12 protein-coding genes are annotated in these 12169 nt (G+C 74.6%); 7 read left to right on the forward strand and 5 right to left on the reverse strand.

What is annotated here, in order from left to right; all coding sequences use genetic code 11:
- Positions 1 to 123: 123 nt before the first annotated feature.
- From hisN to ACFWIC_RS12955, 5 genes are all read right to left on the reverse strand, one after another.
- Entirely contained in the window at positions 124 to 921 is a 798-nt protein-coding gene (gene hisN, locus ACFWIC_RS12935; protein WP_329952286.1) for a histidinol-phosphatase, read from the reverse strand.
- Positions 922 to 1025: 104 nt separating this feature from the next.
- On the reverse strand, positions 1026 to 1349 hold the full coding sequence (locus ACFWIC_RS12940; protein WP_329883130.1) for a multidrug efflux SMR transporter: 324 nt from the start codon (positions 1347 to 1349) through the stop codon (positions 1026 to 1028).
- A gap of 131 nt (positions 1350 to 1480) precedes the next feature.
- On the reverse strand, positions 1481 to 2536 hold the full coding sequence (gene rsgA / locus ACFWIC_RS12945) for a ribosome small subunit-dependent GTPase A (RefSeq protein ID WP_329883129.1): 1056 nt from the start codon (positions 2534 to 2536) through the stop codon (positions 1481 to 1483).
- A gap of 16 nt (positions 2537 to 2552) precedes the next feature.
- Positions 2553 to 3884: a 3-phosphoshikimate 1-carboxyvinyltransferase gene (gene aroA / locus ACFWIC_RS12950; protein ID WP_329883128.1), complete on the reverse strand. Its 1332-nt coding sequence runs from the start codon at positions 3882 to 3884 to the stop codon at positions 2553 to 2555.
- A gap of 61 nt (positions 3885 to 3945) precedes the next feature.
- A complete protein-coding gene (locus ACFWIC_RS12955; RefSeq protein WP_329883127.1) occupies positions 3946 to 4662 on the reverse strand; it encodes a M50 family metallopeptidase in 717 nt (238 codons plus the stop codon).
- Positions 4663 to 4809: 147 nt separating this feature from the next.
- Between ACFWIC_RS12955 and ACFWIC_RS12960 the strand changes: the two genes are divergently transcribed.
- The 7 genes from ACFWIC_RS12960 (at position 4810) to ACFWIC_RS12990 (ending at position 12155) form a co-directional block, all read left to right on the forward strand.
- The gene (locus ACFWIC_RS12960; RefSeq protein WP_329952283.1) at positions 4810 to 5562 is read left to right on the forward strand and encodes an SOS response-associated peptidase; all 753 of its coding nucleotides are present in this window, start codon (positions 4810 to 4812) and stop codon (positions 5560 to 5562) included.
- A gap of 173 nt (positions 5563 to 5735) precedes the next feature.
- Complete coding sequence (locus tag ACFWIC_RS12965; protein WP_380363254.1) at positions 5736 to 6371, forward strand: alpha/beta family hydrolase; 636 nt, start codon at positions 5736 to 5738, stop codon at positions 6369 to 6371.
- Positions 6372 to 6674: 303 nt separating this feature from the next.
- Positions 6675 to 7418 carry a sigma-70 family RNA polymerase sigma factor gene (locus ACFWIC_RS12970; protein WP_329883212.1) on the forward strand — a complete coding sequence of 248 codons (744 nt, stop codon included), beginning with the start codon at positions 6675 to 6677 and terminating at the stop codon, positions 7416 to 7418.
- Positions 7415 to 7819: a mycothiol system anti-sigma-R factor gene (gene rsrA, locus ACFWIC_RS12975; RefSeq protein ID WP_329883125.1), complete on the forward strand. Its 405-nt coding sequence runs from the start codon at positions 7415 to 7417 to the stop codon at positions 7817 to 7819. The genes ACFWIC_RS12970 and rsrA overlap by 4 nt, the downstream gene beginning before the upstream one ends.
- A gap of 324 nt (positions 7820 to 8143) precedes the next feature.
- Positions 8144 to 9577 (forward strand): HD-GYP domain-containing protein, encoded by a 1434-nt coding sequence (locus tag ACFWIC_RS12980; RefSeq protein WP_380364426.1) that lies wholly within the window; start codon positions 8144 to 8146, stop codon positions 9575 to 9577.
- The gene (locus tag ACFWIC_RS12985; RefSeq protein WP_380364428.1) at positions 9574 to 10932 is read left to right on the forward strand and encodes an HD-GYP domain-containing protein; all 1359 of its coding nucleotides are present in this window, start codon (positions 9574 to 9576) and stop codon (positions 10930 to 10932) included. Before ACFWIC_RS12980 ends, ACFWIC_RS12985 begins: the two co-directional genes overlap by 4 nt.
- Before the next feature lie 233 nt (positions 10933 to 11165).
- Positions 11166 to 12155, forward strand: coding sequence for a hypothetical protein (locus tag ACFWIC_RS12990; protein ID WP_329883122.1), 990 nt, complete (start codon positions 11166 to 11168; stop codon positions 12153 to 12155).
- Positions 12156 to 12169 lie beyond the last annotated feature (14 nt).

Here is a 12169-nt window from a genome sequence, read left to right on the forward strand (position 1 = left end):
GGGGGGGAGGTGCTGTGAGGAGCCCAAAATGGACTGGACCAATTGACCGTGTCAAGGACCGTCCGCCGAACGGACGGAGAAGGCGCGGCGGGCCCGCACCCATGTCGCGGGGCACTGCCGGGGTCACACGCCGAGGCGGCCCAGCGCCTCCTCGTGGAGCAGGCCGTTGGAGGCGACCGCGTCGGCGCCGCCCGGGCCCGGGACGCCGTCCAGGCCGGTGAAGCGGCCGCCGGCCTCCTCGACGATGATGCAGTTGGCCGCCATGTCCCACAGGGACAGTTCCGGCTCGGCCGCGATGTCGACCGCGCCCTCGGCGACCATCATGTACGACCAGAAGTCGCCGTAGGCGCGGGTGCGCCAGCAGGCCCGGGTGAGGTCGAGGAACGGGTCGAGGCGGCCGCGCTCCTCCCAGCCGGAGAGCGAGGAGTAGGAGAAGGAGGCGTCCTCGATCCGGGAGACGCCGGAGACCCGGATCCGGCTCGCCTTGGCCAGGCTGCGGCCGGCGAACGCGCCGAGGTCCTTGGCGGCCCACCAGCGGCGGTTCAGCGCGGGGGCCGAGACGATGCCGACGACCGGCCGTTCGACGCCGTCCGGGCCGTCCTCCAGCAGCGCGATCAGGGTCGCCCAGACCGGCACGCCGCGGATGTAGTTCTTGGTGCCGTCGATCGGGTCGATCACCCAGCGGCGCGGTCCCGTGCCCTGGAGGCCGAACTCCTCGCCGAGCACCGCGTCGCGCGGGCGGGCCCGCTGGAGGATGCTGCGCACGAGCTCCTCGGCGGCCTTGTCGGCGTCGCTCACGGGGGTGAGGTCGGGCTTGGTCTCGACCCGGAGGTCGAGTGCGCGGAAGCGCTCCAGGGTGACCGAGTCGGCCGAGTCGGCGAGGACGTGGGCGAGTCGGAGGTCGTCGTGGTAGTCGGCCATGTCCGAAACCCTAGCGAGCCCTCCCCGATCGGGACAGTCGGGCTCGCGGACCGGACCGGGAAGGGCCGGGCCCCGGGCCGGACCCGCCCCGGGCGGGCAGGGGCTCAGTGCGCGGAACCGCTCAGCTGGAGGCCGATCACCCCGGCGATCACCAGGGAGATCGACACCAGCTTGAGCACCGAGGTGGTCTCGTCCAGGAAGACCATGCCGTAGATCGCGGTGCCGGCCGCGCCGATCCCGGTCCACACCGCGTACGCGGGGCCGACCGGGAGGGTCTTCAGGGAGATCGTGAGCAGACCGAAGCTGCCGAGGGCGAAGACGCAGAAGCTGATGGTGGGCCAGAGCTTGGTGAAGCCTTCACTGAGCTTGAGGTTGATCGCGAAGCCGGTCTCCAGGAGACCGGCCAGGATCACCAGGGCCCATGCCATCGCGTGCTCTCCCTGTCGATCGCCGGAAACGGGCCGTGATCCGGCCCGACTTTCCTATGATCACCAGGCAGCGGTGCTCCGACACCTCGAACGCGCGAAAACCCCGGACTCCGCCCGCGCACCCGGGCGGGTCAGTCGTCCTCGCGGGCCTCCTTGCTGGCCAGCAGACGGCGCAGCGAGTAAAGCCGGGCCTGATCGGCGTGCCCCTCGGCCACCCAGGCGTCCAGCGCGCAGTCCGGCTCGTCGTGGCTGCACGCGCGCGGGCACTCGGCGGTGCCGGGCTCCAGGTCGGGGAAGGCCAGGATCACCCGGGACGGGTCGATGTGCGAGAGGCCGAAGGACCGGAAGCCGGGGGTGTCGATCACCCAGCCGGTGTCCAGTGCCTTCTTCGAGCCCGGCTTGGCCCCGGGCGGCGGCGGCAGGCGCAGCGCGAGGGCCGACACCGTGGTGTGCCGGCCCCGGCCGGTGACCGAGTTGACCTGCCCGGTGCTCCGCTGGTGCTCCGGGACGAGGGCGTTGACCAGGGTGGTCTTGCCGACGCCGGAGTGGCCGATGAACACCGTGCGCAGGCCGCGCAGGCGCTCCCGGACGACCTCGGCGCCGGTGGTGGCCAGCTCGTCCCGGCGGGTCACCACGTACCGGATGCCGAGCGGTGCGTAGGCGTCCAGCATGGGTTCGGCCGGGGCGAGGTCGGCCTTGGTGAGGACGAGCAGCGGCTCCATCCCCGCGTCGTAGGCGGCGACCAGGCAGCGGTCGATCAGCCGGGGCCGGGGCTCCGGGTCCGCCAGGGCGGTGACGATGGCGAGCTGCTCGGCGTTGGCGACGACGATCCGCTCGTACGGGTCGTCGTCGTCCGCGGTTCGCCGCAGGACCGAGCTGCGCTCCTCGACCCGGACGATCCGGGCCAGGGTGTCGGCGTCCCCGGAGAGGTCGCCGACGATGGAGACGTTGTCGCCGACGACGACGCCCTTGCGGCCCAGCTCGCGGGCCTTCATCGCGACGATCTCGCGTTCCTGCTTGGTGCCCGGGTCGATCAGGCAGGTCAGCCGGCCGCGGTCGACGGTGAGCACCATCGCCTCGGCCGCGTCCTCGTGCTTGGGCCGGATCCGGGTGCGAGGGCGGGAGCCCTTCCGTCCGGGCCGGTTGCGGATGTCGTCCTCGTCGGCGTCCTTGCCGTAACGGCGCATGTCCCCAGTCTCCCGCTCAGCCGCCCGCCACCACTCCGGTGAGCAACTCGTCCCACATCGCGGGGAAGTCCGGCAGGGTCTTGGCGGTGGTGGCCACGTTCTCCACCTGGACGCCGGGTACGGCGAGGCCGATCACCGCGGCGGCGGTGGCCAGGCGGTGGTCCTCGTAGGTGTGGAAGACGCCGCCGCCCAGCTTGCGCGGGCGGATCCGCAGGCCGTCCTCGGTCTCGCTGACGTCGCCGCCGAGGTCGTTGATCTCCTTGGCGAGCGCGGCCAGCCGGTCGGTCTCGTGCAGCCGCAGGTGCGCGATGCCGTAGAGGTGGGACTCGGAGTCGGCGAGGGCGGCGACGGCGGCGATCACCGGGGTGAGCTCGCCGACGTCGTGCAGGTCGGCCTCGATGCCGTGGATCCGGCCGGTGCCGGTGAACTGGAGGCCCTCGTCGGTGAACTCGCAGCTGCCGCCCATCCGGGTGTAGAGGTCGCGCAGCTGGTCGCCCGGCTGGGTGGTGTGGCGGGGCCAGTCGCGGACGGTGACCCGGCCGCCGGTGACCAGGGCGGCGGCGAAGAACGGTGCGGCGTTCGAGAGGTCGGGCTCGACGACCATGTCGCGGCCGATCAGGGCGCCGGGGGTGACCCGCCAGACGTCCTTCTCGCCGCCGTCCCCGGGGGCGTCGACCTGGACGCCGGCCAGCCGGAGCATCTCGACGGTCATCCGGATGTGCGGCAGCGAGGGGACGGGCCCGCCGACGTGCCGGACCTCGACGCCCTGGTTGTAGCGGGCGCCCGAGAGCAGCAGGGCGGAGACGAACTGCGAGGACGAGGAGGCGTCGAGCTCGACCGGGCCGCCCTCCAGGGCCCCGGTGCCGTGCACGGTGAGCGGGAAGGCGCCGCGGCCGCCGTCCTCGATCCGGGCGCCGAGCGCGCGCAGGGCGTCGATCACGCCGTGCTGGGGGCGCTCGTGGCTGCGCGGGTCGCCGTCGAAGTGGACCGGGCCGTCGGCGAGGACGGCGAGCGGGGGGAGGAAACGCATGACCGTGCCGGCGTTGCCGACGTCGACGGAGGCGGGGCCGCGCAGCGCGGGGGCGGGGATGACCCGCCAGGCCTCGCCGCCCCCGGTGCCGCCGGAGTCGTTGTTGACCTGCTCCTCGATGCCGACGCCGAGCGCGCGCAGGCCGTCGGCCATCAGCTGGGAGTCGCGGCTGCGCAGCGGTCGGCGCACCCAGCCGGGCTCGTCGGCCAGGGCCGCCAGCACCAGGGCCCGGTTGGTGACCGACTTGGAGCCGGGGATGGTGACGGTGGCGTCAACGGGGCTGGTCGCGACGGGGGCGGGCCACAGGGTCTCGGTCATGGGGCAAGTTTAGGGGCCGTACCGGAACTGTCCTTTCGCCCGCGTCGGCGGGGGCTCCTGCTCAGAGGGGGCGGAGCAGCCAGCTCGCGCCGAGGGCGAGGGCGGCGAGTGCGGTGACCAGGAAGAGCGCCGTCCAGGCGAGGCCGGGGACGCCGGTGAGGCGGGCGAGCTGGTCGGCGTCGGAGTCCCCGGCCTGGCCGCGGCGGCGCTGGTGCTGGAGTTCGAGGACCGGGCGGACCGCGCCGAACAGCAGGAACCAGCTGCCGAGGTAGGCGAAGCCGGCCTGGACCTCGGGGGTGCCGAACCAGGAGACCAGGAAGAAGGCGGCGCCGGTGAGCAGGACGCTCAGGAAGCCGAAGGCGTTGCGGATGCGGACCAGCAGGGCGAGCAGCAGGACGATGGCGAGCCAGAGCAGCAGGGTGATCCGGTCGGCCGCGAGCAGGGCGGCGCAGCCGAGTCCGAGCAGGGCGGGCGTGAGGTAGCCGGCGGCGGCGGTGAGGACCATGCCGGGGCCGGTGGGGCGGCCGTAGGAGAGTGTGAGGCCGGAGGTGTCGGAGTGCAGCCGGATGCCGGCCAGCCTGCGGCGGGTGACGAGGGCGGCGAGTCCGTGGCCGCCCTCGTGCGCGATGGTCACCGCGTTGCGGGTGATCCGCCAGAGCGGGCGGGTGAGGACGGCGAGCAGGGCGACGGCGCCGGTGGCGAGGGCGAGCCAGCCGGGCGGGGCGGGCTGGGTGCCGGTGACGGCGGTCCACAGTTCGTCGATGGTCCTGGCGTCCATGGGGGTCTCCTCCGCCTCGGTTTCGGCCGTCCCGGGGTGGCAGCCTGCCATGCGGGGGACGGCCGGGCGGGGGCGGGTGGTTCTCCGGCGGGCGTGAGGAGGGGGTGAGAAACCCGGCGGGGGTCGCGGTCGTGGCAAGCTGACGGCATGTGCGGTCGCTTCGCTTCGAGCACCAGGCCCGAGGACATCGTCGAGCTGTTCGGCGTCCGGCAGTGGGATCCGGCCGAGACGCTGGCTCCGAGCTGGAACGTCGCGCCCACGCAGAGCGCCTTCGTGGTGCTGGAACGGGTGCCGAAGGGGGAACGGGCTCCGGTGCGGCAGCTGCGGGTGCTGCGCTGGGGGCTGGTGCCGCAGTGGGCGAAGTCGCCGGAGACGGCGGTGAAGATGATCAACGCCCGTTCGGACACGGTGCACGAGAAGCCCTCGTACCGGCAGGCCTTCGCGTCCCGGCGGTGCATCCTGCCGGTGGACGGCTACTACGAGTGGCAGACGGTGCCGGGTGAGCGCGGGAAGGCGAGGAAGAAGCCGTTCTTCGTCTCCCGGACGGACGGCTCGCCGCTCGCCCTGGCCGGGCTGTACGAGTTCTGGCGGAACCGGACGGTGCCGTCGGACCACCCGGAGGGCTGGCTGGTGACGTTCACCGTCGTGACCACGGAGGCCGAGGAGCTGCTGGCGCCGATCCACGAGCGGATGCCGCTCTTCCTCGATCCGGGATCGTTCGACGAGTGGCTGGATCCGCGGCGGGACGACCCCGAGGAGCTGCGGCGGCTGCTGATACCCCCGCCGCCGGGGGCACTGCGGGCCACTCCGGTGTCGCCGGCGGTCGGCAGCATCCGCAACGACGAGCCCGGTCTGACCGAGCCGTACACCGAGGTCGAGTACGAGACCACGCTCTTCTGAGCTCCGCCGCGCCCTGCCTCCCGGCCGTCGCCTTCCCCTGTCCTCTCCCGTCCTTTGTCCTCTCCCCGTCCTTCCCCGTCGTTCGTACCGGAGCCGCCGTGAACCAGGAAGCCGCCGACCAGGAAGCCGCCGACCGGGAGACCGTCGACCGGGAAACCGCCGACCGCGAGGCCGTGACGAGGGAACTCGTCCCGACGCCCGTCGGGGACGCCCGGATCACCCTGCACCCGGCGGCCGCACCGCGGGCGGTGCTGGCACTGGGACACGGCGCCGGCGGCGGGATCGAGGCGCGGGACCTGGTGGCGCTGGCCGCGGCGCTGCCGGCGCGGGGGATCTCGGTGGCGCTGGTGGAGCAGCCCTGGCGGGTGGCCGGGAAGCGGCTCGGGCCGGCGCCGAAGACGCTGGACGCGGGGTGGGCGCCGGTGGCCGAACGGCTGGCCGGGGCCGGTCTGCCGCTGGTGGTGGGCGGGCGCAGCGCCGGGGCCCGGGTGGCCTGCCGGACGGGCGCGGCGGCCGGGGCGGTCGGGGTGGTGGCGCTGGCGTTCCCGCTGCATCCGCCGGGCCGGCCGGAGAAGAGCCGGGCGGGGGAACTGCTGGGCTCGGGTCTGCCGACGCTGGTGGTGCAGAGTGCGGCCGACCCGTTCGGTGGGCCTGCGGAGTTCCCGGAGCTGCCCGGTACGCACGCGCTGGTGGCGCTGGAGTACGGCAGTCACGGTTTCGAGGTGCCGAAGCGGGCGCCGGTCGGTCAGGGCGAGGTGCTGGAGCTGATCACGTCGGCGGTCGGGGACTGGGTGCTGGGGCTGGTCTGAGGGGGTTCCCGGGGCCCCGTGCGCGGGCTGTCACGCTCTGTTCACCCGTTCGAGCGAACTGCGGGCGGGGGGCGGGAATGCGGGAGTGATTCCAGTGGTTGACACCCTCGTCAGCTTGAGTCCCGATGGAAGGCAGGGCAGATGGGTTCGATCGCGTGCCCCGAGCGGCCGGACGAGCGCGAGGCCGCGGCGACGTTCGCCCCCTCGTGGTCGGACTGGATTGCCGCGGGCGAGAAGCCCGTCAGCCCGATATCCTCCATTTCGGGGCGGCCCGCCGTGGGTCGTGCCCGTCATGCCGAGGAGGTGGGTCCGGTCGTCGGGACCGAGCACGAGGCCGAGCCGGGCCGGGGCCCGGATGAGGGCCTGCCCACGGGCGAGGCGCTCACCGGTGAGGAGCTGGCCGAGGCGATCGGCGAGGACACCTTCCGGGTGTCGGCGGAGGAGAGCGAGGAGGCCCGGCGGGACCGCTTCGAGCGTGACGCCCTGGGCTACCTGGATCCGATGTACTCGGCGGCGCTGCGGATGACCCGCAACCCGGCCGACGCGGAGGACCTGCTCCAGGAGGCGTTCGCCAAGGCGTACGCGTCGTTCCACCAGTTCCGCGAGGGCACCAACCTCAAGGCCTGGCTGTACCGCATCCTCACCAACACGTTCATCAACTCGTACCGCAAGAAGCAGCGGGAGCCGCAGCGCACCGCCGCCGAGGAGATCGAGGACTGGCAGCTGGCCCGGGCCGAGTCGCACATGTCGACCGGTCTGCGCTCGGCGGAGACCCAGGCCCTGGACCACCTCCCGGACAGCGACGTGAAGGACGCCCTCCAGGCCATCCCGGAGGAGTTCCGTATCGCCGTCTATCTCGCGGACGTCGAGGGCTTTGCGTACAAGGAGATCGCGGACATCATGGGTACTCCCATCGGTACGGTGATGTCCCGGCTGCACCGCGGCCGCCGTCAGCTGCGCGGCATGCTGGAGGACTACGCCCGTGAGCGCGGGCTGGTCCCGGCCGGCAGTGGGGCAGGGCAGGAAGCGAAGGGCTCGGGCTCATGAGCTGCGGCGATCCGAACGACACCGAGTGTGGCGAGGTCCTCGACCACCTCTACGAATTCCTCGACAACGAGATGGCCGAGGGCGACTGCGCCAAGCTGCGTGAGCACTTCGAGGAGTGCTCGCCGTGCCTGAAGCAGTACGGGCTGGAGCAGGCGATCAAGGCGTTGATCAAGCGTTCCTGCGGCTGCGACGACACCCCGGCCGACCTGCGCGGCAAGGTGCTGGCCAGGATCGACTCGATCCGGGCCGGGCAGCGCTCGGGCGAGACGGTGGTGGTCGCCGTCGAGACGACGATCGAGGTGCACGCCGAGACGGCCGGTCAGGCCCGGTCGGCGGGGGAGGCGGCGGAGCCGTCGGCCCGTGCCGGTGCCCCGGTCGAGGCCGGCGCTCCGGCGGAGTGAGCGGAGGCCCGCCGGTTGCGGGCACGGAACGACCTGTGCGCCGAACGGCGCGCGCCGGGCGGCCCCGGGAGCGTTGAGCTCCCGGGGCCGCTCCCGTTCTGCTCGTATGCGCCGTCACTCGTTCGAGTGAGTTGGCGGTGTGCCAGCTGCGGCATTGCGCCATCATGCGTCCCCACGCCGGAACGGCGCCCTATCCTCCTGACGGGCACTCACCGCCGGTCGGCCCGGCGGGCCGGGCGCCGCGCGGGCCAGGACGGCGGGGAGGTCGAGATCGCTACCGACAGTGGAGACACGGACCTGCCGGAGGGCGCCACGCGCTACCTCGTGGCCGTCCCGGTGGCGGCGCTCTGCTGCCTGCTGCCGCTGCTGCCCGCACCGGCCCCGCTGGACCCGCCGCACTGGCTCGGCGCGCCGGTGGACTGGCCCAAGGTCGGGCTGCTGGCCTTCCTGCACGGGTGCTGGGAGTCGCTCGCCCAGGGGCTGCCCACGCCGTGCCTGCGGCTGGTCCGGGCGGTGCTGCGCCGCCCCCCGTCGGCGGCCCGGGTGCCGGCCCGGCCCAGCGTCAACGCCTTCTTCCCGGTGCTGTTCGCCGGGGTGCTGATGCTGCCGCCGGCCGCCGCCGCCCTGGTGGCGGCGCCGGCCGCGCTGGTGGGCGCCGCCGAACCGGCCTGCCGGCGGCGGCAGCTGTGGAACGGCTCCCAGCTCGCGCTCTCCGCCTTCGCCGCCTCGCTGGTCTTCCACCTCCTGGCCGGCCCGCAACTGCTGCTCGGCTCCCGCTTCCCCGCCGCGCTGCTCCCGGGCTTCGCCGCGCTCGGCACGTTCTGCCTGGTCAACGGGGTGCTGGTGGGCGGCATGCTGGTGCTGGCGGAGGGGCGTCGGCCCACCGTGCTGCTGCGCGGGCCGGCCGCCGCGGTCGGGCTGCCCGTGGTGGTGCACGCGGCCGGCGGGCTGATGGTCGCCGTCCTCTGGCAGGGGCCGTACGGCGCGTTCGCCGCGCTGCTGGCCCTACTGCCGCTGACCATCTCCGCGTGGGTGTTCGCCCAGGGGCACCGGGAGCGCGAGGCCCACCAGGCCACCGTCCAGGCCCTGGTCCAGGCGGTGGAGATCAAGGACGCCTACACCCGGGGGCACAGCGAACGGGTCGGCAAGGCGGCGGTGCTGATCGCCGGTCAGCTCGGCATGGAGTCCGAGCGGCTGCGCACCCTGCGGTACGCGGGCGTCCTGCACGACGTCGGCAAGCTGGGGGTCGCCACCGAGCTTCTGCGCAGAAACGGTCCCCTCACCGAGGTCGAGCGGCGGGCCGTCGAGGTGCACCCGGTGCACGGGTACGAGCTGGTGCGCGGGATCGCCTTCCTGGGCGAGGCGCACGCCGGGATCCTGCACCACCACGAGCGGATGGACGGGCGGGGCTACCCCAGCGGGCTGGCCGGCCGGCAGATCCCGGAGTTCGCCCGGATCATCTCGGTCGCGGACGCGTTCGACTCGATGACGTCCACCCGCTCCTACCGGCGGGGCAGGCCGGTCACGGAGGCGGTGGCGGAGCTGGAGCGCTGCTCGGGCAGCCAGTTCGATCCGGTGATGGTGCGGGCGCTGGTCTCCGCGCTGGCCGTCCACGACTGGCAGCCGGTGCTGCCGCCGCCCGCCGACTGCATCCGGGCGGTGCCGGACATCCCGCTCGGCGTCCCCGAGCCGGTCCGGGCGGCCCCGCGCGGCGTCCCCGCCCAGGGCGGCACCGTGCCGACGACCGGGCAGCCGTGAGCGCGGCGACCGACCGGGCGCGGGTGGCGGGCGTGCGGGCGCCGAGCACGGGCCCGGTGCGCGTGGTGCACGCCGGGGCGCTCGCGCTGCTGGCCGCCGCACTGGGTGCGGTGGCGGTCCGGGGGGTGGCCGAGCCCGGTGTGGCGCTGGCCTTCACCGTGCTGATCGCGCTCGGCGAGTGCGTCCGGATCACCCTCCCCGGTGACCGCGAGCAGGCGCCGATCGGGGCCGCCGGCGCGCTCGCGTACGCGCTGCTCGGGCCGTTGCGCGGGCTGCCGACCGCGCACGGGGTCCTCCAGGTGGTGGCCGTGACCGGCGTCGGCCTGCTCCTCGCCCTGCTGCCCGCCGCGCTCCGGGCGGCGGTACGGGCGGCGGCGCCGGGCCCGCGCGGCGACCGGCGGCACCGGCGCCGGCCCTGGGGCGACCGCGCACGCTGGGACGGCGCGGCGCGGCGGCTGCTCGGCGCCGCCTTCGCGGCCGCGGTGTTCCAGCCGCTCTACAACAGCGGGGTGGTCGACCGGTACTCCGCGGACGGCCCGGCGTACGGGGCGTTCCTGACCGCGGTCGCCGCGCTCGCCGCGCTCTGCGACGTCACCCTGGCGGCGCTGCTGCGCCGGGCCCGCAGCGGGCTGCGGTTCCCGGCGGTGCTGGAGGACGAGCTGCGCTCGCTGTTCGGGATCGGCTCGGCGATCGTCGCCACCGGCATGCTGGTCAGCCTGGCCGCCGGCGAGGTGGGGCTCTGGGCGCTGCCGCTGTTCTGCGCGCCGCTGCTGCTGGCGCAGGTGTCGTTCCGACGGGCGGCGGCCGTCCGGGCCACCACCGGGCAGACCATCGCCAGCCTCGCCAAGGCCACCGAGGTGGCCGGGTACACACCCCCCGGGCACGCCCGACGGGTCGCCGACACCGCCTGTGCGCTCGGCCGCGAGCTGGGCCTGGGCACCCGGGACCTCGCGCTGCTGGAGTACGCGGCGCTGATGCACGACGTCGGGCAGCTGTCGCTGGTCGAGCCGGTGCCCGGCGGGGCGACGGCGCTGCTGCCGGACGACGAACAGCAGCGGATCGCCCGGCTCGGCAGCGAGGTGATCCGCCGGACCGGCGTACCCCGGCAGGTCGCCGAGCAGGTCGCCCGGCTGGCCGACCCGTGGCCCGCGCCGGACGGCGGCGGCCGGGCGGTGCCGCTGGCCGCGAGGATCATCCGGGTGGCGAACGCGCACGACGACCTGTTGACGGCGGCGCGGGGGCGCGGGGCGGGCGAGGCGGTGGGCCGGCTGGAGGTCCTGGAGGTGCTGCGACTGGGGCGCGGGCGGGTGTACGACGCCCGGGTGGTGGACGCGCTGGTCCGGGTGCGCGGGTAGCCCGGGCACGGGGCCGCCGGGCGGGGACGGCGTCCGTCCGGGGTTGAGCCGGCGGGGCGGTGCGGGCAGGCTGGGGGTGGGGACCGGCGCCGGGCAACCGCGGCGGTGGGAAGCGCGCGCGGCGGTGGGCGTGGTTGGATGCGGTCGTAGCGTGGAACACCGACCCGGGGCACCGGGCCCCGGACGCGGGAGCGGACACGGGACTTGAGCGGACGACGACGGCAGGGACGAACGTGAGGATCTTCCACCGGGCACGACACCGGCCGTCCGCCACCTGGCGGCAGACGACGGACCGGGCTTTCACGCTGATCGGTGACGGCCGCTACGAGGACGCCGGCGCGCTGCTGGTGATGGCGGCCGACCTGGAGCCGTGGCTGTCGGACTCGTGGTTCAACCTCGCGCTGCTGCACAAGTTCCGCCGCGACTGGGAGCAGGCGCGGGCGGCCGGGCTGCGGGCGGTGGCGCTGCTCGACCGCGAACAGGGCGCCCCGGACTGGTGGAACCTCGGGATCACGGCGACGGCACTGCAGGACTGGGCGCTGGCCCGGCGGGCCTGGCAGGCGTACGGGCTGCGGCTGCCCGGCGGTCCCGGCGGACAGCCGGACGGACCGGTCAGCCTGGACCTGGGGACGACGCCGGTGCGGCTCTCCCCGGACGGCGAGTCCGAGGTGGTCTGGGGCCGCCGACTGGACCCGGCCCGGATCGAGGTCCTGTCGATCCCGCTGCCGTCCTCCGGCCGGCGCTGGGGCGAGGTGGTCCTGCACGACGGCGCACCGCACGGCGAACGGGTCACCGACGGGGTCGCCTACCCGGTGTTCGACGAGATCGAGCTGTGGGCGCCGTCCCCGGTGCCGACCTACGTGGTGCTGCTGCAGGCGGCGACGGCGGCCGACCGGGACGCCCTGGAGCGGCTGGTCGCGGACGCCGGCTACGCGGCGGAGGACTGGACGTCCTCGGTGCGGCTGCTGTGCCGTGCCTGTTCGGAGAGCCGGATGGCCTCGGACGACGGGCACACCGCCCACCACGACCCGCACGACGACGGCGACGCCGCGCACCCGGGCCACCTGAGCCATCTGAGCCAGGGCGCGGGCGGGATGTCGTGGCTGGTCGAGCGCGAGTGCGGGATCGCCGCGCCGGCCCGTCTGGTGCGGACACTGCTGGACCGCTGGGCGGCCGCTGCGCCCGGAACCCGGGCATATCGGGATCTCGAAGAAGTCTGCTGACCGGGCCGCTTACC

This window comes from Kitasatospora sp. NPDC127035 (assembly GCF_042726075.1).
Taxonomy (GTDB): domain Bacteria; phylum Actinomycetota; class Actinomycetes; order Streptomycetales; family Streptomycetaceae; genus Kitasatospora.